The organism is Streptomyces sp. Tek67B01, from assembly GCF_055231995.1.
The window spans coordinates 5,468,442-5,492,624 of the sequence record NZ_JBUYUY010000001.1 but is presented as its reverse complement, the minus strand read 5'-3'; the positions used below and the strand labels follow the sequence as shown (position 1 = coordinate 5,492,624).

Sequence of the window (24,183 nt, the reverse complement as noted above, 5' to 3'; positions counted from 1 at the left end):
TAGCCTACCCTGCGCCATCGGGTTTCCGCGGTCGCGTCCTACAGCCCCAGCCGCGCCAGCGCCTTCCCCGCCTCCAGCTTCGAGGACCCCTCGCCGGCCGACGTCCAGGCCGCCGCACACAGCGCCCGCAGCCCGTCCAGCGGGTCGCCCTCCTCACCGCGCAGGGTGAGTACGTCGCCCGACGCGACCGCGGTCCAGGCACCACAGCGGAACCCGTCCCCGGCCGCCACGACCTCCGGCTGCCCGGTCAGCAGCCCGCGCAGATCCCGGTCCACGTACGTCGGCCGGTGCTGCGGCTCGGCCCGCAGCAACTGCGCCGCGTCCGTCACCCCGGTCAGCACCAGCAGCGAGTCCACGTCCCCGTTGAACGCGCCCTCGATGTCGGTGTCCAGCCGGTCCCCGACCACCAACGGCCGCTCCGCCCCGGTCCGCAGCACCGTCTCCCGGTGCATCGGGGGCAACGGCTTGCCCGCCACCTGCGGCTCCGCGCCCGTGGCGATCCGCACCACCTCCACGGCGGCCCCGTTGCCCGGCGCGATCCCGCGCGCCCCCGGGATCGTCAGGTCCGTGTTCGACGCGTACCAGGGCACCCCCCGGTTGACCGCGTACGAGGCCTCCGCGAACCGCCCCCACGCCAGGTCCGGACCGCCGTACCCCTGCACGACCGCCGCCAGGTCCTCCTCGTCGGCGGACTCCACCGGCACCAGCCCGCGCTCCCGCAACGCGACCCGCAGCCCCTCCCCACCGATCACCAGCACCTTCGACCCCGGCGCCACCTGATCGGCGATCAGCCGGGCCACGGCCTGCGCCGAGGTGATCACCTCGGCCGCCTCCGTCGGAATCCCCAGCTCGCACAGGTGCCCCGCGACCGCGTCCGGGGTCCGCAGCGCGTTGTTGGTGACGTACGCGAGGTGCATGCCCTCCGCCCGGGCGGTCCCCAGCGACTCCACCGCGTGCGCGATGGCCCGGCCCCCCGCGTACACCACCCCGTCCAGGTCCAGCAGGGCCGTGTCGTACGCCTGGTGAAGACTCCGCCCGCTGCCCGCGGGGCTGGTCCTGCTCTGCCGGGTCATCGTGTCCGCTCCTCGTCCGCTCGATCTTCGATCGAACCTGTCCGTATATGCCCTGCCCATGCGCTCCCCCGATCATCCCGCACCGTGAGACGCGTCTTACCATGCACCAATGACCACACCTGGTAACGCGGACCGAGGACTGCGCCTGATCCCCTTCCCCGGACTGCGCTATGACCCCGAACGCGTCGGCAGCCTGGCCGCCGTCACCTCACCGCCCTACGACGTGGTCGTCCGACCCGACGGAGTCGACTACCTCGAATCCGCCGACCCGCACAACATCGTCCGCCTGATCCTCCCCCAGGCCGACACCCCCGCCGCCCGGGGCGAACAGGCGGCACGCACCATGCGCCACTGGCTCGACGAAGGCGTCCTCAGCGCCGACCCCGAGCCGGCCCTGTACGTCTACGAGCAGCGCAAGCCGGGCGTGCTCCAGCGCGGCGTCATCGGCGCCCTGGCCCTGACCACCGCCGACGCCGGGATCGTCCTGCCCCACGAGGACGTCATGCCGCACGTGGTCACCGACCGCGCGGGCCTGATGCGCGCCACCTCCGCGAACCTCGAACCCCTCCTGCTCACCTACCGGGGCGGCGACCCCGCGACGGGCGCGGCCGCCGTCATCGAACGGACGGCGCAGGGCGAGCCACTGCTGTCCACGGTCACCGAGGACGGGTTCCGGCACAGCCTGTGGGCCATCACCGACCCCGCCGACCTGGCCGCCGTCACCGCCGACCTCGGCCACCGCCAGGCCCTCATCGCCGACGGACACCACCGCTGGGCGACGTACCTGCGCCTCCAGCAGGAACACCCCTCGCCCACCGCCTGGGACTTCGGCCTCGTGCTGCTCGTGGACACCGCCCGCTACCCGCTCCAGGTCCGCGCCATCCACCGGATGCTGCGCCGGCTGCCGAAGGCGCGAGCGCTGGCGGCGCTCGACGGATCGTTCCGCGTCCGCCCGATCGAGGGCCCGCTCCCGCTCGCCCTGGAAGCCCTCACCGACGCGTCGGAACGCGGCAACGCCTTCCTGCTCAGCGGCGACGGCACCTTCCACCTGGTCACCGACCCGGACCCGGCCCTCATCGAACGCACCGTCCGTCACGATCGCCCCGAGGCCTGGCGCCGGCTGGACGCGACGGTGTTGCACGCCGCCCTCCTCGACACCCTGTGGCAGATCCCCGACGAGCCGGAGCACATCTCCTACATCCACGACGCCGCCGCGACCGTGGAGATGGCCGAACGCCACGGCGGCACGGCGGTGCTGTTGCACCCGGTACGCGAGGACGTGGTCCGGGACCTCGCCCGCCAGGGCGTCACCATGCCCCGCAAGTCCACGTCCTTCGGCCCCAAGCCTGCGACGGGTCTGGTGCTGCGCAGCCTGGACTGACCCGCGTCGGCCGGGCGCGGACATGCGAAAGGGCGGTACCCCCGGGAAGGGGGTACCGCCCTTTCAGTTCAGCCGTCAGGCCTTGTCGCGGCCCTCGGCCCGCTCCGCGTCGTCGGCGGCGGCGTCGAGGGGCTCGTACTCCTCGTCGTCCTCGTCGTAGTACTCGGCCTGGTCGGCGGCGCGCTCGGCGGCCGCCACCTCGGCGTCGTCCTCGTCGCCCTCGTCATCGTCCTCTTCGACGTCGGCGTCGGCGATGTCCTCGAGGTCGTCGTCCTCCCGGTCGTCCGGTACGGCGGCGTCGACGAACTCGACCCCGTCGAGCTCGGCGAGCCGGTCGGAGGCGTCCGTCGCCTGGTCCTTGTCCGCCTCGGCGGTCTTGGCGAACCACTCGCGGGCCTCGTCCTCACGACCGGCGGCCAGCAGGGCGTCGGCGTAGGCGTACCGCAGGCGCGCGGTCCACGGCTGCACGGAGTTCGACGCCAGCTCCGGGCTCTGGAGGGTCACGATGGCGGCGTCCAGCTCGCCCATGTCCCGCCGGGCCCCGGCCGCCACGAGACGCATCTCGACCTGGCCGGCCTTGTCCAGCTTCTGCACCTCGGGCTCACCGGCCATCGCCAGCGCCCGCTCCGGACGGCCGAGGCCGCGCTCGCAGTCGGCCATGACCGGCCACAGCTCGACCGAGCCGGTCATGCGCTTAGCGGCACGGAACTCCGCGAGCGCCTCGCTGTACTTCTGCGTGGCGTACGCGGCGAAGCCGGCGGCCTCACGGACGGCGGCGACGCGGGAGGCGAGCCGCAGGGCGATACGGGCGTACGCGTACGCCTGCTCGGGGTCCTCGTCGATCAGCCGGGCCACCATGACCAGGTTGCGCGAGACCTCCTCGGCCAGACCCTTGGGCAGGCTCAGGAGCTCCTGACGCACATCGGCGTCGATCTCGTGACCGGTGATGTCCTCGTCGATCGGAAGCCGCTTGACCGGGTCGCGGTCACGGTCGGCGCGGAAGTCGCGATCGCCACCACGGTCATCGCGGCCGCCACGGAACCCACCGCGGTCGCCACCGCGGTCGCCACGGTCGTCACGACGGGGGTAGATCGGGCGGTCGCCACCACGGTCATCACGACGCTGGAAGCCACCGGAGGGGCGGTCGCCACGGTCGTCACGACGGGGGTAGCTCGGGCGGTCGCCACCCCGGTCGTCACGACGCTGGAAGCCACCACCGGAGGGACGCTCACCCCGGTCATCACGACGCGGGAAGCTCGGACGGTCGCCACCACGGTCGTCACGACGCTGGAAGCCACCACCGGAGGGGCGGTCGCCACGGTCGTCACGACGCGGGTAGCTGGGACGGTCGCCACCACGGTCATCACGGCCACCACGGAAACCACCGCGGTCGTCATCACGACGGGGGTAGCTCGGGCGGTCACCGCCCCGGTCGTCACGACGCTGGAAGCCACCACCGGAGGGACGCTCACCCCGGTCATCACGACGCGGGAAGCTCGGACGGTCGCCACCACGGTCGTCACGACGCTGGAAGCCACCACCGGAGGGGCGGTCGCCACGGTCGTCACGACGCGGGTAGCTGGGACGGTCGCCACCACGGTCATCACGGCCACCACGGAAACCACCGCGGTCGTCATCACGACGGGGGTAGCTCGGGCGGTCGCCACCACGGTCGTCACGACGCTGGAAGCCACCACCGGAGGGACGCTCACCCCGGTCGTCACGACGCGGGTAGCTCGGACGGTCACCGCCACGGTCATCACGACCGCCACGGAAACCACCGCGGTCGTCATCACGACGGGGGTAGCTGGGACGACCCCCGCGGTCGTCATCACGACGCGGGAAGCTCGGACGGTCACCGCCACGGTCATCGCGACGCTGGAAGCCACCACCGGAGGGACGCTCACCACGGTCATCACGACGCTGGAAGCCACCACCGCTGGGGCGGTCACCACGGTCATCACGACGCGGGTAACTGGGGCGGTCACCGCCACGGTCGTCACGGCGCTGGAAGCCACCACCGCTGGGGCGGTCACCACGGTCATCACGACGCGGGTAGCTCGGGCGGTCACCGCCACGGTCGTCACGGCGTTGGAAACCACCACCCGAGGGACGGTCACCACGGTCATCACGACGCGGGTAGCTCGGGCGGTCACCGCCGCGGTCATCACGACGCTGGAAACCACCACCGGAGGGACGGTCGCCGCCGCCGGCGGGACGCCCACCACGGTCGTCACGGCGGAAGCCGCCACCAGCACCGGTCGGACGGCTACCGCGGTCGTCGCGACGGAAACCACCACGGTCACCGCCACGGTCGTCACGGCCCCCGCGGTAGCCGCCCCTGTCACCACCGTCGTTGCGACGAGGCTCGCGCTCCGGACGATCGTCGGGAGAGTTGGACATGGGTGTGACTCCTGTCTTCGGGGTACCGCTAGTCATTCTCGCGCAACCAACCCATGGCCGCGCTTCGGCGTAAAGAGATGCAAAAACAAAAAGGACCCTTGGTCCAGCGTTGAACGCTGGACCAAGGGTCCTTTGAAAGATTGTTCGGCGGTGTCCTACTCTCCCACAGGGTCCCCCCTGCAGTACCATCGGCGCTGAAAGGCTTAGCTTCCGGGTTCGGAATGTAACCGGGCGTTTCCCTAACGCTATGACCACCGAAACCCTATCGGTTTCGAGCGAACAAGCACACTTTGTAGTTGTGTTCCAGCTCAAGAAACCAGCAACTGTTCGTTGCTTCAGAACTAACACAGTGGACGCGAGCAACTGAGGACAAGCCCTCGGCCTATTAGTACCAGTCAGCTCCACCCGTTACCGGGCTTCCACATCTGGCCTATCAACCCAGTCGTCTACTGGGAGCCTTACCCTCTCAAGGAGGTGGGAATACTCATCTCGAAGCAGGCTTCCCGCTTAGATGCTTTCAGCGGTTATCCCTCCCGAACGTAGCCAACCAGCCATGCCCTTGGCAGGACAACTGGCACACCAGAGGTTCGTCCGTCCCGGTCCTCTCGTACTAGGGACAGCCCTTCTCAATATTCCTACGCGCACAGCGGATAGGGACCGAACTGTCTCACGACGTTCTAAACCCAGCTCGCGTACCGCTTTAATGGGCGAACAGCCCAACCCTTGGGACCGACTCCAGCCCCAGGATGCGACGAGCCGACATCGAGGTGCCAAACCATCCCGTCGATATGGACTCTTGGGGAAGATCAGCCTGTTATCCCCGGGGTACCTTTTATCCGTTGAGCGACGGCGCTTCCACAAGCCACCGCCGGATCACTAGTCCCGACTTTCGTCCCTGCTCGACCCGTCGGTCTCACAGTCAAGCTCCCTTGTGCACTTACACTCAACACCTGATTGCCAACCAGGCTGAGGGAACCTTTGGGCGCCTCCGTTACCCTTTGGGAGGCAACCGCCCCAGTTAAACTACCCATCAGACACTGTCCCTGATCCGGATCACGGACCGAGGTTAGACATCCAGCACGACCAGAGTGGTATTTCAACGGCGACTCCACCATGACTGGCGTCACGGCTTCAAAGTCTCCCACCTATCCTACACAAGCCGAACCGAACACCAATATCAAACTGTAGTAAAGGTCCCGGGGTCTTTCCGTCCTGCTGCGCGAAACGAGCATCTTTACTCGTAGTGCAATTTCACCGGGCCTATGGTTGAGACAGTCGAGAAGTCGTTACGCCATTCGTGCAGGTCGGAACTTACCCGACAAGGAATTTCGCTACCTTAGGATGGTTATAGTTACCACCGCCGTTTACTGGCGCTTAAGTTCTCAGCTTCGCACGCCCGAAAGCGCACTAACCGGTCCCCTTAACGTTCCAGCACCGGGCAGGCGTCAGTCCGTATACATCGCCTTACGGCTTCGCACGGACCTGTGTTTTTAGTAAACAGTCGCTTCTCGCTGGTCTCTGCGGCCACCCCCAGCTCAGGAAGCAAGTTCCTTCACCAGTGATGGCCCCCCTTCTCCCGAAGTTACGGGGGCATTTTGCCGAGTTCCTTAACCATAGTTCACCCGAACGCCTCGGTATTCTCTACCTGACCACCTGAGTCGGTTTAGGGTACGGGCCGCCATGAAACTCGCTAGAGGCTTTTCTCGACAGCATAGGATCATCCACTTCACCACAATCGGCTCGGCATCAGGTCTCAGCCTTAATGAGGGACGGATTTGCCTACCCCTCGGCCTACACCCTTACCCCGGGACAACCACCGCCCGGGCTGGACTACCTTCCTGCGTCACCCCATCGCTTACCTACTACAAGTCTGGTTCGTCGGCTCCACCACTTTCCTTTCCCCGAAGGGTCCGGAACGGCTTCACGGACTTAGCATCGCCTGATTCGATATTGGGCGTTTCAAAGCGGGTACCGGAATATCAACCGGTTGTCCATCGACTACGCCTGTCGGCCTCGCCTTAGGTCCCGACTTACCCTGGGCAGATCAGCTTGACCCAGGAACCCTTAGTCAATCGGCGCACACGTTTCTCACGTGTGTATCGCTACTCATGCCTGCATTCTCACTCGTGAACCGTCCACAACTAGCTTCCGCTGCTGCTTCACCCGGCACACGACGCTCCCCTACCCATCACAACACCCGTTGGGGCTTATTGCTGCAATGACACGACTTCGGCGGTACGCTTGAGCCCCGCTACATTGTCGGCGCGGAATCACTTGACCAGTGAGCTATTACGCACTCTTTCAAGGGTGGCTGCTTCTAAGCCAACCTCCTGGTTGTCTCTGCGACTCCACATCCTTTCCCACTTAGCGTACGCTTGGGGGCCTTAGTCGATGCTCTGGGCTGTTTCCCTCTCGACCATGGAGCTTATCCCCCACAGTCTCACTGCCGTGCTCTCACTTACCGGCATTCGGAGTTTGGCTAAGGTCAGTAACCCGGTAGGGCCCATCGCCTATCCAGTGCTCTACCTCCGGCAAGAAACACACGACGCTGCACCTAAATGCATTTCGGGGAGAACCAGCTATCACGGAGTTTGATTGGCCTTTCACCCCTAACCACAGGTCATCCCCCAGGTTTTCAACCCTGGTGGGTTCGGTCCTCCACGAAGTCTTACCTCCGCTTCAACCTGCCCATGGCTAGATCACTCCGCTTCGGGTCTAGAGCGTGCAACTCAATCGCCCTATTCGGACTCGCTTTCGCTACGGCTTCCCCACACGGGTTAACCTCGCTACACACCGCTAACTCGCAGGCTCATTCTTCAAAAGGCACGCAGTCACGACGCATTGAGTAAACTCAATGCGCGACGCTCCCACGGCTTGTAGGCACACGGTTTCAGGTACTATTTCACTCCGCTCCCGCGGTACTTTTCACCATTCCCTCACGGTACTATCCGCTATCGGTCACCAGGGAATATTTAGGCTTAGCGGGTGGTCCCGCCAGATTCACACGGGATTTCTCGGGCCCCGTGCTACTTGGGAGATTCTTAAGCAAGCCGCTGATGTTTCGTCTACGGGGGTCTTACCCTCTACGCCGGACCTTTCGCATGTCCTTCGACTACATCAACGGTTTCTGACTCGCCGACCGGCCGGCAGACCGATCAAAAGAATTCCCACAACCCCGCATGCGCAACCCCTGCCGGGTATCACACGCATACGGTTTGGCCTCATCCGGTTTCGCTCGCCACTACTCCCGGAATCACGGTTGTTTTCTCTTCCTGAGGGTACTGAGATGTTTCACTTCCCCTCGTTCCCTCCACACTGCCTATGTGTTCAGCAGTGGGTGACAGCCCATGACGACTGCCGGGTTTCCCCATTCGGACACCCCCGGATCAAAGCTCAGTTGGCAGCTCCCCGGGGCCTATCGCGGCCTCTCACGTCCTTCATCGGTTCCTGGTGCCAAGGCATCCACCGTGCGCCCTTAAAAACTTGGCCACAGATGCTCGCGTCCACTGTGTAGTTCTCAAGCAACGACCAGCCACCCATCACCCTGCACCGAAGCACAAGTTCACTGGGGCCGGCATCGCAGAAGGACAGCCATACGGCCGTACCCTCAGACACCCAACAACGTGCCAAGCACCGAAGACCTTCCGTCTCCTCTTTCCACGCCGAAGCAGTACTCGAGAACCATCAGACCATCCGGTGCCAACTAATCAACGTTCCACCCATGAGCTGACCGTGCAGAACATTTGTCTGCAATCGGTACTGTGCTCCTTAGAAAGGAGGTGATCCAGCCGCACCTTCCGGTACGGCTACCTTGTTACGACTTCGTCCCAATCGCCAGTCCCACCTTCGACAGCTCCCTCCCTTACGGGTTGGGCCACCGGCTTCGGGTGTTACCGACTTTCGTGACGTGACGGGCGGTGTGTACAAGGCCCGGGAACGTATTCACCGCAGCAATGCTGATCTGCGATTACTAGCAACTCCGACTTCATGGGGTCGAGTTGCAGACCCCAATCCGAACTGAGACCGGCTTTTTGAGATTCGCTCCACCTCACGGTATCGCAGCTCATTGTACCGGCCATTGTAGCACGTGTGCAGCCCAAGACATAAGGGGCATGATGACTTGACGTCGTCCCCACCTTCCTCCGAGTTGACCCCGGCGGTCTCCTGTGAGTCCCCATCACCCCGAAGGGCATGCTGGCAACACAGGACAAGGGTTGCGCTCGTTGCGGGACTTAACCCAACATCTCACGACACGAGCTGACGACAGCCATGCACCACCTGTATACCGACCACAAGGGGGGCACTATCTCTAATGCTTTCCGGTATATGTCAAGCCTTGGTAAGGTTCTTCGCGTTGCGTCGAATTAAGCCACATGCTCCGCTGCTTGTGCGGGCCCCCGTCAATTCCTTTGAGTTTTAGCCTTGCGGCCGTACTCCCCAGGCGGGGAACTTAATGCGTTAGCTGCGGCACCGACGACGTGGAATGTCGCCAACACCTAGTTCCCAACGTTTACGGCGTGGACTACCAGGGTATCTAATCCTGTTCGCTCCCCACGCTTTCGCTCCTCAGCGTCAGTAATGGCCCAGAGATCCGCCTTCGCCACCGGTGTTCCTCCTGATATCTGCGCATTTCACCGCTACACCAGGAATTCCGATCTCCCCTACCACACTCTAGCTAGCCCGTATCGAATGCAGACCCGAGGTTAAGCCTCGGGCTTTCACATCCGACGTGACAAGCCGCCTACGAGCTCTTTACGCCCAATAATTCCGGACAACGCTTGCGCCCTACGTATTACCGCGGCTGCTGGCACGTAGTTAGCCGGCGCTTCTTCTGCAGGTACCGTCACTTTCGCTTCTTCCCTGCTGAAAGAGGTTTACAACCCGAAGGCCGTCATCCCTCACGCGGCGTCGCTGCATCAGGCTTTCGCCCATTGTGCAATATTCCCCACTGCTGCCTCCCGTAGGAGTCTGGGCCGTGTCTCAGTCCCAGTGTGGCCGGTCGCCCTCTCAGGCCGGCTACCCGTCGTCGCCTTGGTGGGCCATTACCCCACCAACAAGCTGATAGGCCGCGGGCTCATCCTTCACCGCCGGAGCTTTCAACCCCCGCCCATGCAGGCAGGAGTATTATCCGGTATTAGACCCCGTTTCCAGGGCTTGTCCCAGAGTGAAGGGCAGATTGCCCACGTGTTACTCACCCGTTCGCCACTAATCCACCCCGAAGGGCTTCATCGTTCGACTTGCATGTGTTAAGCACGCCGCCAGCGTTCGTCCTGAGCCAGGATCAAACTCTCCATGAATGTTTACCCGTAATCGGGTGAAACACACACTTAGAGCGGGTCAACCAAGGTCGGAATAAGACCGGTCGACCACAACGTCCTCGCTGTGTTCATTGCCTGCCCCCAACGAATCGGGGCCAGGACTTTTTCAAAGGAACCTTATCCACCGAAATGGACGGGGTATCAACTTCTGGCGTTGATTTTTGGCACGCTGTTGAGTTCTCAAGGAACGGACGCTTCCTTCGTACTCACCCTCAGTTGTGACTGGGGGCTTTCCTCCGGGCGCTTCCTTCGTTTCCAACTCTACCAGATCATTTCCGCGCCCTGCTTCTCGAAAGTCGCAGTCTGCGGATTTGAATTCGGTGGCCGTTGGGGGCCTTGTGCCTTTCGGCGCTCCACCACGTTAGCGCTTTTCCCTTGGGGCTCATAATCGGGCCGTCGGATTCGAATTCGGGCATGCCGAAATCGTCCCCGCCAGGGGCAAGTCGTAGGTAGTGGGTTTCGCCGCTCCGGGAGTCTGCGAACGCAGGACCCGTTCAAGCGGCTCGGGCTACGTTAGGCGTCCGCCCGGGCCGAGTCAAGTTGAGCGGCGGCGTGGCGCGTGGGCGCGATAAGGGCTGACCGTCGGGTCGTGGGTGATCCAGAAGCGGTACGGATGGTCCGCGCCGGCTCCGCCCACTCCCGTGCGGGGGCCGCTGCTCACCAGGTCGGGTGTGGTGGGCGTGCCGACGAGCAGGGACAAAGGGGAGTCCGGGCCGTCGCAGAGGTCGGTGCCGTCCAGGGAACGGTCGATGTCCAGGGCCGTCGCCAGGCGGGCCGGGCCTTTGGCGAGTTCCCTGTCATTTCTGGCGGAAAGTCGACGTTTGCGGGCCAGGTCGGCGCCCAAGGTGATCTCGCCGGCGCGGACGAGTACGCCGCTCGCGTGGTCGGGCGGGCCGCACACCAGATTGAGGCTGAACCACATGCCGTAGATGAAGTAGACGTACGCGTGTCCGGGCGGCCCGAACATCGAGGCGTTGCGCTGGGTACGCCCGCGATAGGCGTGGGAGCCCGGGTCGGCTTCCCCCTCGTAGGCCTCCACTTCCGTGATGCGTAGTTCGAGGGGGCCCTCGGACGTGCGCCGGACCAGGGTGCGGCCGAGCAGATCGGGGGCCACGGTGAGGACCGGGCGGTCGAAGAAGGACCGGGCCAGGGGCGTACGGTCGGGTCGCGCGCTCATCCGGTCGAGCGTACTGGAGGTCGCGCGCTCGCAACCGGGGCCTGGCGTTCCGCGTTTGTAGGGGTAAGGACCGGAAGGTCGGGGTCATGTCCGGAGCCTTCACATCACAGAGCTTCAAGGGGAGTCAAAGCATGGGGTTCAGGAAGCTGTTCGCGGCGCTGGGTGCCGGCGGTGCCTCGGTGGACACCGTCATCACCGAGCCGAACGTCGTTCCGGGCGGGATCGTCCAGGGCGAGGTCCGGATCCAGGGCGGCTCCGTCGAGCAGCAGATCGAGGGGTTGTCGGTCGGGCTCCAGGCACGGGTGGAGGTGGAGGGCGGTGACCAGGAGCACAAGCAGGACATCGTCTTCGCGAAGCAGCGGCTGGGCGGCGCGTTCCAGGTGCAGCCGGGTGCGTTGCACGTGGTGCCGTTCGGGCTGGAGATCCCGTGGGAGACGCCGATCACCCATTTCGAGGGCCAGCACCTGCGGGGCATGAACATCGGGGTGAGCACGGAGCTGGAGATCGCGCGGGCGGTGGACGCCGGTGACCTGGACCCGATCAACGTGCACCCGGTGCCGGCGCAGCAGGCGATCCTGGACGCGTTCCGTCGACTCGGGTTCTCGTTCCGCTCGGCGGACATGGAGCGCGGGCACATCCGGGGGACGCGGCAGACGCTGCCCTTCTACCAGGAGATCGAGTTCCTGCCGCCGTCGCAGTACCGGGGGCTGAACCAGGTGGAGCTGACGTTCGTCTCCGACGGGCGCGAGATGGACGTCGTGCTGGAGATGGACAAGAAGCCCGGCCTCTTCACCGAAGGCAGCGACACCTACCGCTGTTTCCAGGTGGGTCTGCAGTCGTACGAGGGGACCGACTGGGCGGCGTATCTGAACCAGTGGATCGCCTCCGTGGGTTCGCAGCGCAACTGGTTCTGAGGGGTGTCTAGGCTCGGGGCGGTACTGGTAAGCGATCAGGAGGTTCAGTAGTGGCCGAGCAGCGCAGGGCTCCTCTTCCGCACGACTTCCACCCGGAGGTGCACAGCTTCTCCGTGGTGAGTGACGACCTGGCTCCCGGCGCGGATCTGGGGGATGCCCAGGTCCAGTCGGCCGGGAACGTCTCGCCGCACCTGCGGTGGGAGGGGTTCCCGGCGGGGACGAAGAGTTTCGCCGTGACGTGCTTCGACCCGGACGCCCCGACGGGCAGCGGGTTCTGGCACTGGGTGCTCTTCGACATCCCGGCCTCGGTGACGGAGTTGCCGGCGGGTGCGGGCAGCGGGAAGTTCGAGGGGCTGCCGGACGGGGCGGTGCACGTGCGCAACGACTACGGGTCGAAGGACTTCGGCGGGGCCGCCCCGCCGGCCGGCGAGCGGCACCGGTACGTGTTCACCGTGTACGCGGTGGACCAGGAGAAGCTCGGGCCCGGCTCGGACGTCTCGCCGGCGGTCGTCGGGTTCAACCTGAGGTTCCACACGTTGGGCCGTGCCCAGCTGATCGGTGAGTACGAGGCTCCGGCGGGCTGATCGTTTCCCGAGCGTTTGCCCGGTCCTGGTCTAAAGACGGCCAGGACCGGGCATTTTTATTGCGTTGTCCCGCGTGGCGCGCGCGGCCAGAGTGGTTCCGGGCCTTGCCGCCAGGGAGGAAGCGGGCCTGCACACGGGAGGTGGGCGAGATGCGGGACACGCTGGTGCTGAACGCGAGCTTCGAGCCGCTGTCGACGGTGACGTTGAACCGGGCTGTGGTGCTGGTGCTCCAGGACAAGGCCGTGGTCGAACAGTCGCATCCCGAGCTGCGTGTCCGGGCCGCCACCATGGAGCTTCCGTTGCCTCGCGTGATCAGGCTCTGCCGGTACGTGCGGGTGCCGTTTCGAAGACATGCTCCTTGGTCGCGGCGGGGGGTGCTGGCCCGCGACCAGCACCGGTGCGCGTACTGCGGGAAGCGTGCGACGACCGTGGACCACGTACTGCCGCGGGCCCAGGGTGGCGGGGACACCTGGCTGAACACCGTGGCGTCGTGTGCGGAGGACAACCACCGCAAGGCGGCCCGTACTCCGGAGGAGGCGGGGATGCCGCTGCTCCGCAAGCCGTTCGTCCCGTCGCCGGCGGACGCGATGCTGCTCGCCCTGGGCTCCGGCGGGCGTGAGGTGCTGCCGGAGTGGTTGGCGCGTACCGCCTAGTCCGTCGGCGTACGCGGACCCGCTGGGCTGCGTAGGTTCGCTACGTGGTTCAGCGGAGCAGCAGTTGGACGATGGCGATGATGCCGACTGCCACGATGACGGCGCGCAGCGCGGTCGGGGGCAGTCGGCGGCCGACCTTCGCGCCGATCTGGCCGCCGAGGGTGGAGCCGACGGCGATGAGGACCACGGCCGTCCAGTCGAAGTCGGCGACGAAGAGGAAGAAGACGGCCGCGATGCCGTTGACGAGGGCGGCGAGGACGTTCTTGACGGCGTTGATCCGTTGCAGGTCGTCGTGGAGCAGCAGGCCCATCAGGCCGAGGTACAGCACGCCTTGGGCGGCGCCGAAGTAGCCGCCGTACGCGCTGGCGAGCAGCATGCCGGTCAGGAGGGCGGGCCCGCCGTCGGGGTGTCCGGTGTCACCGCCCGCGGCCTCCTGGCGTGCGCGCAGGGCGGCGGCGAGGCGGGGCTGGAGGACGACGAGGACGAGGGCCAGTCCGATGAGGACGGGCACGATCGTGTTGAAGCTGTCCGACGGCAGGGTGAGGAGCAAGATCGCGCCTGCGAGTCCGCCGACGAGGGAGACGGCGCCGAGCCGCAGGATGCGGGAGCGCTGGCCCTTGAGCTCCTTGCGGTAGCCGATGGCGCCGCTGATCGAGCCGGGCACCAGGCCGAGGGTGTTGGACACGTTGGCGGTGACCGGCGGGAGTCCCGTGGCGAGCAGGACGGGGAAGGTGATGAGGGTGCCGGAGCCGACGATGGTGTTGATGGTGCCGGCTCCGACACCTGCGGCGAAGACCGCGACTGATTCCCAGATGGACATGGACATTGCCATCCCCTTCGCATGAGTGGGTCGCCTCCCCGCCATGAAAGGTCGGGGGGCCTCACTGATCATGCAGGAGGCGGCGGGCGGTCAGTCGATGGGGGGCTGTTCGCGGCGGTCCGCGGAGTCCTTGTCGCGGGCGGCGGGGATGCCGCCGCCCTCCTTGCCGGAGTTCTGCGGGTTGAAGCCGGAACCGCCGCCCATGGGGCCGAAGTTGCCCATGGCCCCGGAGAGGCCCTTGAGGGCGTCACCGATCTCGCTGGGCACGATCCAGAGCTTGTTGGCGTCGCCTTCGGCGATCTTCGGGAGCATCTGGAGGTACTGGTAGGCGAGGAGCTTCTGGTCGGCGTCGCCGGCGTGGATGGACTCGAAGACGGTACGGATGGCCTGGGCCTCGCCCTCGGCCCGCAGGGCGGCCGCCTTGGCGTCACCTTCCGCGCGCAGGATGGAGGACTGCTTCTCGCCTTCGGCGCGCAGGATCTCGGACTGCCGGACACCTTCGGCCTGGAGGATCGCGGCGCGCTTGTCGCGGTCGGCGCGCATCTGCTTCTCCATCGAGTCCTGGATGGAGGTCGGCGGCTCGATCGCCTTGAGTTCGACGCGGTTGACGCGGATACCCCACTTGCCGGTGGCCTCGTCGAGTACGCCGCGCAGGGCCGCGTTGATCTCCTCGCGGGAGGTGAGGGTCCGCTCCAGGTCCATGCCACCGATGATGTTGCGCAGGGTGGTGACGGTGAGTTGCTCGATGGCCTGGATGTAGCTGGCGACTTCGTACGTCGCGGCCCGGGCGTCGGTCACCTGGTAGTAGATGACGGTGTCGATGTTGACGACCAGGTTGTCCTGGGTGATGACGGGCTGCGGCGGGAAGGGGACGACCTGTTCGCGCAGGTCGATCCGGTTGCGGATCGAGTCGATGAACGGGACGACGATGTTGAGGCCCGCGTTGAGGGTGCGGGTGTAGCGGCCGAACCGCTCGACGATGGCGGCGCTGGCCTGCGGGATCACCTGGATCGTCTTGACCAGTGCGATGAAGACCAGAACCACCAGAATGATCAGGACGATGATGATCGGTTGCATGCGGTTCCCCGTGCCCTTCCGGCTGTCTGTGCTGCCCCGTTGATCGGAGTCTCGCAGACCCTGGGGCCGCGAGTCGGGTGGTTCTCACATGACGACGGCGGTCGCTCCGTCGATGTCCACGACGTCGACGGACTCGCCGGGTTCGAAAACGGTGTCCGAGTCGAGGGTGCGCGCGGACCAGATCTCGCCGGCGAGCTTGATGCGACCGCCGCGGCCGTCGACGCGTTCGAGGACGACGGCGCTTTTGCCCTTCAACGCCTCGATCCCGCTGAGATGTTGGGGGCGTTGGTCTCGGTGGCGGTTGGCGAGGGGGCGGACGACGGCGATGAGCGCGATCGACACGATCACGAACACCAGGACCTGGGCCACCACTCCCGCGCCGAGCGCGGCCGCCACGGCGGCGAGGGCCGCGCCGACGGCGAACATGCCGAACTCCGGCATCGCCGTGAGGACGAGGGGAATTCCCAGTCCGACCGCGCCGATGAGCCACCACACCCATGCGTCGATGTTGGTCACATGGTCATGGTAGGTCTGGCGGGCGCGGTCGGGACAGGGTGCGGGCGGGCTGCCGAGGGCCGGGAGGCACTTTCGGAACGCGGCCTAGCGGAGCGGGAGGCCCTGGGCGGTCCAGCGGTCGCTGTCGTTGCGCTCCACGACGAGCGGGAGGCCGAAGCACAGCGAGAGGTTGCGGGAGGTCAGCTCCAGGTCGATGGGACCGGCGGTGACGACCTTGCCCTGGCGGATCATCAGCACGTGGGTGAAGCCCGGGGCGATCTCCTCGACGTGGTGCGTGACCATGACCATGGAGGGCGCGAGCGGGTCGCGGGCGAGGCGTCCGAGGCGCCGTACGAGGTCCTCGCGGCCACCGAGGTCGAGACCGGCGGCCGGCTCGTCGAGGAGCAGCAGCTCGGGGTCGGTCATCAGGGCGCGGGCGATCAGGGTGCGCTTGCGTTCGCCCTCGGAGAGGGTGCCGAACTTGCGCTCCAGGTAGTCCGTCATGCCGAGGCGGTCGAGGAACGCGCGGGCGCGCTGCTCGTCGATGTCCTCGTACTCCTCCTGCCAGGTCGCCGTCATGCCGTAGGCGGCGGTGAGGACGGTCTCCAGGACGGTCTGCCGCTTGGGGAGCTTGTCGGCCATCGCGATGCCGGCGACGCCGATGCGCGGGCGCAGGTCGAAGACGTTGACCTTGCCGAGGGTGCTGCCGAGGATGGTGGTCTCGCCCGTGGTGGGGAAGAGGTAGCTGGAGGCGACATTGAGCAGGGTGGTCTTCCCGGCGCCGTTGGGGCCGAGGATCACCCAGCGCTCCCCCTCCTTCACCGACCAGGAGACCTGGTCCACCAGCGCCCGGCCCTCGCGGACCACGGATACGTCCACCAGCTCCAGAACATCGCTCATGAGCGTGTTGTCTCCCCTTGCAGTCTCGGTTCGTCTGTGCACCGGTAGGCGCAGCCCCAGGGGAAAACCTACGCCACTGGCGGAGGGGTCCGGGCGCCAGGCCGGTCCCCCGGGCCGATCCGTAAAGTGGGGGGATGCTTTTCGAACCACGTTCAGGGCGGCTGGCCGCCTGGGGGAACGCGCTGTTGGCCGGTCTGGTCTCGCCCGACGAGGCCGTGCTGTCGATCGTGGGCGAGGACGCCGTGCACCGGGTGGCGGGGCTGCCCGGGGAGTCGGGCCCGGTGGGGCTCACGCTGGCGCTGGGCCGGATGCGGGCGCTGGGCGTGATCGGGTTGCGGGTGGCGCTGCCCGCGCCGGGGCATCCGCTGGGGCTCAGTGGGCCGCCGGAGTTCAACGCGCGGGCGTTGGAGGCCGAGGAGGCGGTGGTCGCGGTGGGTGCGGCGATGGGTCTGGTGCCGGAGGTGACCGAGGCGGGGCCGGTCGGGGACGTGCACGTCGAGGTGGTCTGGCACTGCCTGCCGGTACGGGAGGCCCCGCCGGCGGACGTGCCGTCGCTCGGTGAGGCGGAGCGGGAGCTCGCGGAGGCGCTGCGCGAGGCGACGGTGGTGCTGAGCCGGCTGGACGTGGCGGCGTCGGGGCCGGTGGCGGACGCGGCGCTGTCGGCGTACCGGGCGCGGGCGGAGGCCGGGCGGGACGTCCTGGCGCCGGGGTACCCGGCGCGGGCGGTACGGGTGCTGGCGCTGGCGCAGCGGGTGGACCTGATGGTGTCGCTGGCGTACGAGAACGGGCACGGGGGTGCGGTGGCCGCCTCGGAGATGGCGGCGCGGGCGGAGGCCCTGCGGCCGGTGGAGCGGGTGGCGCGGCGGGCGCTGGTCGCGGCGTACAACGCGGCGGTGGAGGAGCGGGAGCGGGGCTGAGAGCTCCGGGGCGGACGTGCCGCGGCCCCGCTCCCGGGGAGATGGGGGAAGCGGGGCCGGTGGGGCGGGAGGGGTCAGGCGTTGACGCCCGTGTTGCCGAAGGCGGGGTTGAGCAGGCCGATCACGTTGACCGAGTTGCCCACCACGTTGACGGGGACGTTCACGGGGGCCTGGACCAGGTTGCCCGAGGCCACACCCGGCGAGTTCTGGGCCTCGCCCGCCGCCGACGCACCGCCGTGCGCCGAGGAGACACCGGCGCCGGCGGCGAGGAGGCCACCCGCGATCATGGTGACGGCAGTGGCCTTCTTGAAGTTCTTCACGTTTCTTCTTTCCTCCAGTACGTCGGCCGCGGCCGGCCGCCGTGGCATGCATGGAGAACGGCCGCTCCCCCGTCGGGATACGCCATGTGGGCGACATACACCCGACCGTATGAATCTCACACCGGAGGCGAACCGGGGCGGGGAATCTCGTCTAGGCGTCCACGATCCCGTGCCTGACCGCCCACAGGGCGGCCTGGGTGCGGTCGGAGAGGTCCAGTTTCATCAGGATGTTCGAGACGTGCGTCTTGACCGTCTTCTCGGACAGGACGAGCGCGCGGGCGATCTCCCGGTTCGCGCGGCCGTCCGCGATGAGGGAGAGGACCTCCCGCTCCCGGTCGGTCAGCGCGCCCGCGCGGGGCGATGACGAGGGCTGGTCCTCCTGCGCGAGCAGGGCCTCCGCGACCTCCGGCTGGAGCAGGACGTGGCCGGCGTGGACGGAGCGGATGGCCGCCGCCAGGGCGTCGGGGTCGATGTCCTTGTAGACGTATCCGGCGGCCCCGGCCCGCAGGGCGGGGACCACCGTCCGCTGCTCCGTGAAGCTGGTGACGACCAGGACCCGGGCGGGGTTCGCGAGGTCGCGCAGCCGCCGCAGGGCTTCGATCCCGTCGGTGCCCGGCATCTTGACGTCCATGAGGATCACGTCGGGGCGCAGCTCCTCCGCGCGGGCGATGCCCTCCTCGCCGTCCGCGGCCTCGCCGACGACCTCGATGTCCTCCTGTACCTCCAGGAAGGTGCGCAGGCCGCGCCGGACCACCTGGTGGTCGTCGACCAGCAGGACGCGGATGGGTGTGTCAGCCACCGGGGACCTCCATCTCGATCGTGGTGCCCGCACCTGGCTCCGAGCGGACTTCGAGCCTGCCTCCGACGCCGCCGGCCCGGTCCCGCATGGAGACGAGGCCGAGGTGGCGGCCGGCGGTGCGGACGGCGTGGGGTGAGAAGCCGCGGCCGTTGTCCCGTACGGCCAGCAGCGCGCCGGCGGCATGCCGGGTCAGGGTGACCTCGACGCGGTCGGCGCCCGAGTGGCGCAGGGCGTTGTGGAGGGCCTCCTGGGCGACGCGCAGGAGGGCTTCCTCCTGGGTCGCGGGGAGGGCCCGTATCCCGTCGCAGGTGAAGGTGACGTGCGCGGTGTGGGCGCGGTCCAGGACCCGGACGTGATCGCGCAGGGTCGCGACGAGCCCGTCCTCGTCCAGGGCGGCGGGGCGGAGCTCGGTGACGGCGGCGCGCAGTTCGTCGGCGGCCTCGGCCGCGAGGGCGGCGACCTGCTGGAGTTCGCCCTTGGCCCGTGCGGGGTCGCGGTCCACGAGGGTGGCGGCGGCCTGGGCGGTGAGGCGCAGGGAGAACAGTTTCTGGCTGACGGCGTCGTGCAGTTCGTGGGCGAGGCGGGAGCGCTCCTCGGCGATGGTGAGCTCTCGGCTGCGTTCGTAGAGGCGGGCGTTGGTGAGTGCGATCGCGGCGTGCTGCGCGAGGAGGGAGAGGAGTTCCTCGTCCTCGTCGGTGAATCCGCGGGTGCCGGGCCGGTCTCCGGCGTCGACCGTCTCCCCCGTGCCGCCCGTGCCGCCCGTGCCGCCCGTGCCGCCGGTTTCGACCGCGTGGCCGGTGTGGTCCGTGTGGTCCGTGTGGCGCTTGTTCGCGAGGAAGAGGGCGCCGAGGGTCTCGTCGCCGTCCCGGATGGGCATGCCGAGGAAGTCCGACATCTCCGGGTGGGCGGCGGGCCAGCCGCCGAAGCGCGGGTCCTCGCGTACGTCGGTGAGTCGCTCGGGGCCATCGTCGTGGAGCATCGCGGCGAGGATGCCGTGCTGGCGCGGCAGCGGGCCGATCCTTCGCCACTGTTCCTCACTGACGCCGTCCACGACGAACTGGGCGAAGCCGCCGTGGTCGTCCGGGACGCCCAAGGCCGCGTATTCGGCGTCCAGGAGCTCGCGTGCGGAGACGACGATCGTCCGCAGGACGTCGCGGACCTCCAGGCGGCGGCTCATGGCCAGCAGCGCGGTACTGACGGCGGCCAGTCCCGTGCAGGGTCCGTTGGGGTGCATGGGCTCACCGTACCGGCGGCTCTGACCTGCGGGATCGGTCCTCGGGCGTAGGTCGTGGGGCCCGGTCCGGGAGCGCGCCCGCCGTCTGCGGCCGGCGCATGGGCGCCGAGTACGGGGGTACGAGGGCCCGCACGGCCGCTTGGCCGCTTGGCCGCTCGACCGCCGGGCGGTTGCCGGGGGCGGGTCGGTCTAGGGGACGACGCGTGAGGCCGTCCGCTGCGACCTGAGGATGACGTCACTCACCGAACGCATTGCAACGGCAACGCTCGGTGAGACCGACCCCTGCCCGATGTGAGCCCGGGCATAGGACGCAAGTCACTTACGAAGCTGCGTAGTACGCCCGTAAAGACACTGTCAGCACTGCTGCGCCTAGCTTCGATCGCTGGAAACAAGCCTGATCGGGCGGTCGTGATCCACTAAGCGGGATCGTACGTCACACCTTTGCCATGCCTTTTTGCCACCGCTAAGAATGTCGACGTCGCACAGCGCCGCGGTCCCGACGGGCCCCCGGCGCTTTCCTGCGGCCCCCGCTATTCGAAGAGGTTGCTCACGCATGTCCGAGACCAGCACCCCCGGCCACAGTCTTCGTCTGACCAAGGCCCAGAAGCTCTCCTTCGCCGGCATCGCCACCCTCGGTGCCGCCGCGCTCGCCTTCTCCCTCGTTCCGGCCAACGCCGCCGAGAAGAGCGGGACGACGGTCGCCCTCGCCCCCGTGGCGTGGACGAAGGTCGTGGACGGCGCCCAGACGAAGACCGTGCAGGCGCACCTCGGCACGCAGTTCGCCATAGCCGACAAGAACGCGAAGGCCAAGGCGGCCTCCGACGCGGCCGCCGCCGCGAAGAAGGCGCGCGAGGCGAAGGCCGCCGCCAGCCGTTCCGCGGTCCGCACCCCGGTGTTCGCGAACAACCTGGACGGCTGGATCAAGCAAGCCCTGTCCATCATGAAGCGCGAGGGCATCCCGGGCACCTACGCCGGCATCCACCGCAACATCATGCGTGAGTCCAGCGGCAACCCGCGGGCGATCAACAACTGGGACATCAACGCCCAGAACGGCATCCCGTCCAAGGGTCTCCTCCAGGTCATCCAGCCGACCTTCGCCGCCTACCACGTCAAGGGCACGAAGTTCGACCTCTACGACCCGGTCGCGAACATCGTCGCCGCCTGCAACTACGCGGCCGACCGCTACGGCTCGATGGACAACGTCAACAGCGCCTACTAGGCCTCTGGCGGCAGAGCAGCCCCCCATGCGCCTCAGGGCGGCCCCCGGTCTTCCGGGTGCCGCCCTGAGGCGTTCGTGCGTGGCGCGTCGGGCGCGGGTCGTGCTACTTGCGCATGACCTCGGGCTCGTGGCGGCGCAGCAGGCGGGCCACCGCGAAGCCGCAGGCGACGCCGAGGGCGAGCAGGACGAAGATGTCCAGGAACCACTGGCCGGCGCTCGGGTCCCACAGGGGGTCGGTGTTGGTGGGGTTCTCCGGGTCCCACGGCGCCATCAGCTTGCCGAGGTTCAGGGTGGTGCCGGCGGCGCCGACGGCCCAGCGCGACGGCATCAGGTAGGCGAACTGCTCCAGGCCGATCTTGTCGTAGAGCTGGAACAGGATGCCGGTGAAGACGACCTGGATGATCGCGAACATGACCAGCAGCGGCATGGTCTTCTCGGCGGTCTTCACCAGCGAGGAGATCACCAGGCCGAACATCATGGCGGTGAAGCCCAGGGACGTGACCGCGATGCAGAGCTCGACGGCGGGGGGCATGATCAGGCCCTCGGCCGGCAGCTTGCGGGGGGTGAAGCCGATGGCGCAGATGATCACGCCCTGGATGGCCGTGATGAGGCCGAGGACGATCACCTTCGACATGAGGTAGGCCGACCGGGACAGGCCCGTCGCGCGTTCCCGCTCGTAGATGACCCGTTCCTTGATCAGTTCACGGACCGAGTTCGCCGCTCCGGAGAAGCACATGCCGACACAGAGGATCAGCATGATCGTGCCGGCGTCACCGTTGAAGCGGCTCGGCGGCGTCGGAGGGGCGAGGCCGAACTTCGCGGGGATCACGATGGAGACCACGCCGAGGACCGCCGGCAGGAGCACCATCAGGGCCAGGAAGCCCTTGTCCGAGGCGATCACCGAGACGTAGCGGCGGATCAGCGTCCACAGCTGTGATCCCCATGCCTGCGGCTTCGGCGGGTTCACCTGCTGCTGCGGGGGCATCGTGACCGGCTGCGGCGCCACCGCGTCGATGTCGGCGGCGTACAGCTGGTAGTGCTGTGAGCCCTTCCAGCGGCCGGCCCAGTCGTAGTCGCGGAAGTTCTCGAAGGCGGAGAACACGTCGGCCCAAGTGGAGTACCCGAAGAAGTTCAGCGCCTCGGCGGGCGGGCCGAAGTACGCGACCGAGCCGCCCGGGGCCATGACCAGCAGCTTGTCGCAGATGGACAGCTCGGCCACCGAGTGCGTGACGACGAGCACGGTGCGGCCGTCGTCGGCGAGGCCGCGCAGGAGCTGCATGACGTCGCGGTCCATGCCCGGGTCGAGTCCGGAGGTGGGCTCGTCCAGGAAGATCAGGGACGGCTTGGTGAGCAGCTCCAGGGCGACGGACACGCGCTTGCGCTGACCACCCGAGAGCGAGGTGATCTTCTTGTCCTTGTGGATGTCGAGCTTGAGCTCGCGCAGCACCTCGTCGATGCGGGCCGCGCGCTCGGACTCGGCGGTGTCGCCGGGGAAGCGGAGCTTGGCCGCGTACTTCAGGGCCGTGCTGACCTTGAGCTCCTTGTGCAGGATGTCGTCCTGCGGGACCAGGCCGATGCGCTGGCGGAGCTCCGCGAACTGCTTGTACAGGTTGCGGTTGTCGTAGAGGACGTCGCCCTGGTTGGCGGGCCGGTAGCCGGTCAGCGCCTTGAGCAGAGTCGACTTGCCTGAACCGGAGGGGCCGATGACGCCGATGAGCGACTTCTCCGGGACGCCGAAGGTGACGTCCTTGAGGATCTGCTTGCCGCCGTCGACGGTGACGGTGAGGTGGCGGGCCGAGAAGGAGACCTCGCCGGTGTCGACGAACTCCTCCAGCCGGTCCCCGACGATCCGGAACGTCGAGTGGCCGACGCCGACGATGTCGTTCGGGCCGAGCTGCGCGGTGCCGGACTTGGGCAGCGGCTGGCCGTTGACGTAGGTGCCGTTGTGACTGCCGAGGTCGTGGATCTCGAAACGGCCGCCGGTGGAGCGGAACTCCGCGTGGTGGCGCGAGACCTGGAGGTCCGAGACGACGAGCTCGTTCTCCAGGGCACGACCGATGCGCATGACGCGGCCGACGTCGATCTGGTGGAACGTCGTCGGGCTGCGGTCGCTGTAGCCGGGGGCCGCGCCCTGTGCGGGGTGGGCGGCGCCGCCCTGCTGCTGCGGGAAGTGCGCCTGGGCGTGCTGCTGCGCCGGCGGCTGTTGGGCCTGCTGCGGGAAGTGCTGCTGCGCCTGCTGCTGGGGCGCGGCCTGCTGCTGCCAGGCCTGCTGCTGCGGCGGCTGCTGCGGCGGGGCCTCGTACGCGGGGACCTGCCCCTGGTACGCGGGCGCCGCGGCGGCCGCCGCGACGGCGGCGCTCGGATTCAGCCGCGGCCCGTCGGTCGCGTTGCCGAGGTGTACCGGCGTACCGGGCACGAGTTCGGTCTGCTGGACCCGACTCCCGTGCACATAGGTGCCGTTGGTGCTGCCGTGGTCCTCAAGGCTCCAACCACGGCCGTTCCAGGTGATGGTGGCGTGCCGCCACGACACCCGGGCGTCATCGATCACCATGTCCCCCTGGGGATCGCGCCCCAGCGAGTACGACCTGGACGGATCGAGCGTCCAGGTCCTGCCATTCAATTCCAGTACGAGTTCCGGCACTCCAGCCCCACTTAAGTCCCCCGAGAAGCCCCCTGCCGTCAGGGAGCCCGACGTCAGGGAGTCTAGGGATGGCGAACATCCGGGGGAACTATTTCAGGCCCGGGCCCACATGTGGAATCGGGGCCTTGTCGAGCCTCCGCGTAGGGGAGCAGATCCGGTCGAATGCCACCTCGAGAGCCCCGTACGGAAGGATGCGCCGGGACACTCCGACGCCACGCCGGGATGGCGCGCGGGCGAACGTACGGGGAAGCTTGTGAC

17 protein-coding genes, 3 rRNA genes and 1 pseudogene are annotated in these 24,183 nt (G+C 67.5%); 6 read left to right on the top strand and 15 right to left on the bottom strand.

The genetic code is table 11. The features are described from left to right. Positions 1–38 precede the first annotated feature (38 nt). The gene (locus tag ACV7NM_RS24695) at positions 39–1,073 is read right to left on the bottom strand and encodes an HAD hydrolase-like protein (protein ID WP_463412321.1); all 1,035 of its coding nucleotides are present in this window, start codon (positions 1,071–1,073) and stop codon (positions 39–41) included. Between the two features lie 109 nt (positions 1,074–1,182). Here ACV7NM_RS24695 and ACV7NM_RS24690 point away from each other — a divergent pair, with 109 nt between their 5' ends. Continuing rightward, entirely contained in the window at positions 1,183–2,454 is a 1,272-nt protein-coding gene (locus tag ACV7NM_RS24690) for a DUF1015 family protein (RefSeq protein WP_463412320.1), read from the top strand. 75 nt (positions 2,455–2,529) lie between these two features. On the opposite strand, the gene ACV7NM_RS24685 is transcribed toward ACV7NM_RS24690, so the two are convergent. The 6 genes and pseudogenes from ACV7NM_RS24685 to ACV7NM_RS24660 all read right to left on the bottom strand — a co-directional run bounded on the left by ACV7NM_RS24685 (position 2,530) and on the right by ACV7NM_RS24660 (position 11,352). Next, positions 2,530–3,375: a tetratricopeptide repeat protein gene (locus tag ACV7NM_RS24685; protein WP_463414056.1), complete on the bottom strand. Its 846-nt coding sequence runs from the start codon at positions 3,373–3,375 to the stop codon at positions 2,530–2,532. A gap of 96 nt (positions 3,376–3,471) precedes the next feature. Next, positions 3,472–4,818 (bottom strand): annotated as a pseudogene (locus ACV7NM_RS24680) (hypothetical protein); the annotation flags it as partial. A gap of 181 nt (positions 4,819–4,999) precedes the next feature. Further along, a 5S ribosomal RNA gene (gene rrf / locus ACV7NM_RS24675) occupies positions 5,000–5,116 on the bottom strand. Positions 5,117–5,222: 106 nt separating this feature from the next. Then, a 23S ribosomal RNA gene (locus ACV7NM_RS24670) occupies positions 5,223–8,346 on the bottom strand. A 283-nt stretch (positions 8,347–8,629) separates the two neighbouring features. Further along, positions 8,630–10,154: ribosomal RNA gene (locus ACV7NM_RS24665) — 16S ribosomal RNA — on the bottom strand. Together the 16S, 23S and 5S rRNA genes form the textbook arrangement of a ribosomal RNA operon. 556 nt (positions 10,155–10,710) lie before the next feature. Continuing rightward, a complete protein-coding gene (locus tag ACV7NM_RS24660) occupies positions 10,711–11,352 on the bottom strand; it encodes a DNA-3-methyladenine glycosylase (RefSeq protein WP_463412319.1) in 642 nt (213 codons plus the stop codon). 131 nt (positions 11,353–11,483) lie between these two features. Between ACV7NM_RS24660 and ACV7NM_RS24655 the strand changes: the two genes are divergently transcribed. The 3 genes from ACV7NM_RS24655 (at position 11,484) to ACV7NM_RS24645 (ending at position 13,503) form a co-directional block, all read left to right on the top strand. Then, positions 11,484–12,266, top strand: a complete 783-nt coding sequence (locus ACV7NM_RS24655) for a sporulation protein (protein ID WP_463412318.1) — start codon at positions 11,484–11,486, stop codon at positions 12,264–12,266. A 50-nt stretch (positions 12,267–12,316) separates the two neighbouring features. Next, positions 12,317–12,850, top strand: coding sequence for a YbhB/YbcL family Raf kinase inhibitor-like protein (locus tag ACV7NM_RS24650; RefSeq protein WP_463412317.1), 534 nt, complete (start codon positions 12,317–12,319; stop codon positions 12,848–12,850). Between the two features lie 149 nt (positions 12,851–12,999). Further along, complete coding sequence (locus ACV7NM_RS24645; protein ID WP_463412316.1) at positions 13,000–13,503, top strand: HNH endonuclease; 504 nt, start codon at positions 13,000–13,002, stop codon at positions 13,501–13,503. Positions 13,504–13,552: 49 nt separating this feature from the next. On the opposite strand, the gene ACV7NM_RS24640 is transcribed toward ACV7NM_RS24645, so the two are convergent. From ACV7NM_RS24640 to ACV7NM_RS24625, 4 genes are all read right to left on the bottom strand, one after another. After that, positions 13,553–14,323: a sulfite exporter TauE/SafE family protein gene (locus tag ACV7NM_RS24640; RefSeq protein WP_463414055.1), complete on the bottom strand. Its 771-nt coding sequence runs from the start codon at positions 14,321–14,323 to the stop codon at positions 13,553–13,555. A 90-nt stretch (positions 14,324–14,413) separates the two neighbouring features. Continuing rightward, positions 14,414–15,400 carry an SPFH domain-containing protein gene (locus tag ACV7NM_RS24635; protein ID WP_136216288.1) on the bottom strand — a complete coding sequence of 329 codons (987 nt, stop codon included), beginning with the start codon at positions 15,398–15,400 and terminating at the stop codon, positions 14,414–14,416. 84 nt (positions 15,401–15,484) lie between these two features. Further along, positions 15,485–15,916, bottom strand: coding sequence for an NfeD family protein (locus ACV7NM_RS24630; protein WP_463412315.1), 432 nt, complete (start codon positions 15,914–15,916; stop codon positions 15,485–15,487). Positions 15,917–16,000: 84 nt separating this feature from the next. Next, positions 16,001–16,795 (bottom strand): ABC transporter ATP-binding protein, encoded by a 795-nt coding sequence (locus ACV7NM_RS24625; RefSeq protein ID WP_463412314.1) that lies wholly within the window; start codon positions 16,793–16,795, stop codon positions 16,001–16,003. A gap of 134 nt (positions 16,796–16,929) precedes the next feature. Here ACV7NM_RS24625 and ACV7NM_RS24620 point away from each other — a divergent pair, with 134 nt between their 5' ends. Continuing rightward, the gene (locus tag ACV7NM_RS24620; protein ID WP_463412313.1) at positions 16,930–17,712 is read left to right on the top strand and encodes a hypothetical protein; all 783 of its coding nucleotides are present in this window, start codon (positions 16,930–16,932) and stop codon (positions 17,710–17,712) included. Between the two features lie 74 nt (positions 17,713–17,786). On the opposite strand, the gene ACV7NM_RS24615 is transcribed toward ACV7NM_RS24620, so the two are convergent. The 3 genes from ACV7NM_RS24615 to ACV7NM_RS24605 all read right to left on the bottom strand — a co-directional run bounded on the left by ACV7NM_RS24615 (position 17,787) and on the right by ACV7NM_RS24605 (position 20,065). Further along, complete coding sequence (locus tag ACV7NM_RS24615; RefSeq protein WP_463412312.1) at positions 17,787–18,032, bottom strand: chaplin; 246 nt, start codon at positions 18,030–18,032, stop codon at positions 17,787–17,789. 151 nt (positions 18,033–18,183) lie between these two features. Further along, on the bottom strand, positions 18,184–18,831 hold the full coding sequence (locus ACV7NM_RS24610; RefSeq protein WP_463412311.1) for a response regulator: 648 nt from the start codon (positions 18,829–18,831) through the stop codon (positions 18,184–18,186). Then, positions 18,824–20,065 (bottom strand): GAF domain-containing sensor histidine kinase, encoded by a 1,242-nt coding sequence (locus ACV7NM_RS24605; protein WP_463412310.1) that lies wholly within the window; start codon positions 20,063–20,065, stop codon positions 18,824–18,826. Before ACV7NM_RS24605 ends, ACV7NM_RS24610 begins: the two co-directional genes overlap by 8 nt. Positions 20,066–20,618: 553 nt before the next feature. Here ACV7NM_RS24605 and ACV7NM_RS24600 point away from each other — a divergent pair. Next, positions 20,619–21,284: a transglycosylase SLT domain-containing protein gene (locus tag ACV7NM_RS24600; RefSeq protein ID WP_463412309.1), complete on the top strand. Its 666-nt coding sequence runs from the start codon at positions 20,619–20,621 to the stop codon at positions 21,282–21,284. Positions 21,285–21,387: 103 nt separating this feature from the next. On the opposite strand, the gene ACV7NM_RS24595 is transcribed toward ACV7NM_RS24600, so the two are convergent. Further along, positions 21,388–23,925: an ABC transporter ATP-binding protein/permease gene (locus tag ACV7NM_RS24595; protein WP_463412308.1), complete on the bottom strand. Its 2,538-nt coding sequence runs from the start codon at positions 23,923–23,925 to the stop codon at positions 21,388–21,390. Positions 23,926–24,183: the final 258 nt, after the last annotated feature.

Coding starts and splice junctions, on each gene's coding strand:
- ACV7NM_RS24695 (WP_463412321.1), bottom strand. CDS start 1,073: ATGACCCGGCAGAGCAGGACCAGCCCCGCGGGCAGCGGGCGGAGTCTT.
- ACV7NM_RS24690 (WP_463412320.1), top strand. CDS start 1,183: ATGACCACACCTGGTAACGCGGACCGAGGACTGCGCCTGATCCCCTTC.
- ACV7NM_RS24660 (WP_463412319.1), bottom strand. CDS start 11,352: ATGAGCGCGCGACCCGACCGTACGCCCCTGGCCCGGTCCTTCTTCGAC.
- ACV7NM_RS24655 (WP_463412318.1), top strand. CDS start 11,484: ATGGGGTTCAGGAAGCTGTTCGCGGCGCTGGGTGCCGGCGGTGCCTCG.
- ACV7NM_RS24645 (WP_463412316.1), top strand. CDS start 13,000: ATGCGGGACACGCTGGTGCTGAACGCGAGCTTCGAGCCGCTGTCGACG.
- ACV7NM_RS24640 (WP_463414055.1), bottom strand. CDS start 14,323: ATGTCCATCTGGGAATCAGTCGCGGTCTTCGCCGCAGGTGTCGGAGCC.
- ACV7NM_RS24635 (WP_136216288.1), bottom strand. CDS start 15,400: ATGCAACCGATCATCATCGTCCTGATCATTCTGGTGGTTCTGGTCTTC.
- ACV7NM_RS24625 (WP_463412314.1), bottom strand. CDS start 16,795: ATGAGCGATGTTCTGGAGCTGGTGGACGTATCCGTGGTCCGCGAGGGC.
- ACV7NM_RS24620 (WP_463412313.1), top strand. CDS start 16,930: ATGCTTTTCGAACCACGTTCAGGGCGGCTGGCCGCCTGGGGGAACGCG.
- ACV7NM_RS24605 (WP_463412310.1), bottom strand. CDS start 20,065: ATGCACCCCAACGGACCCTGCACGGGACTGGCCGCCGTCAGTACCGCG.
- ACV7NM_RS24600 (WP_463412309.1), top strand. CDS start 20,619: ATGTCCGAGACCAGCACCCCCGGCCACAGTCTTCGTCTGACCAAGGCC.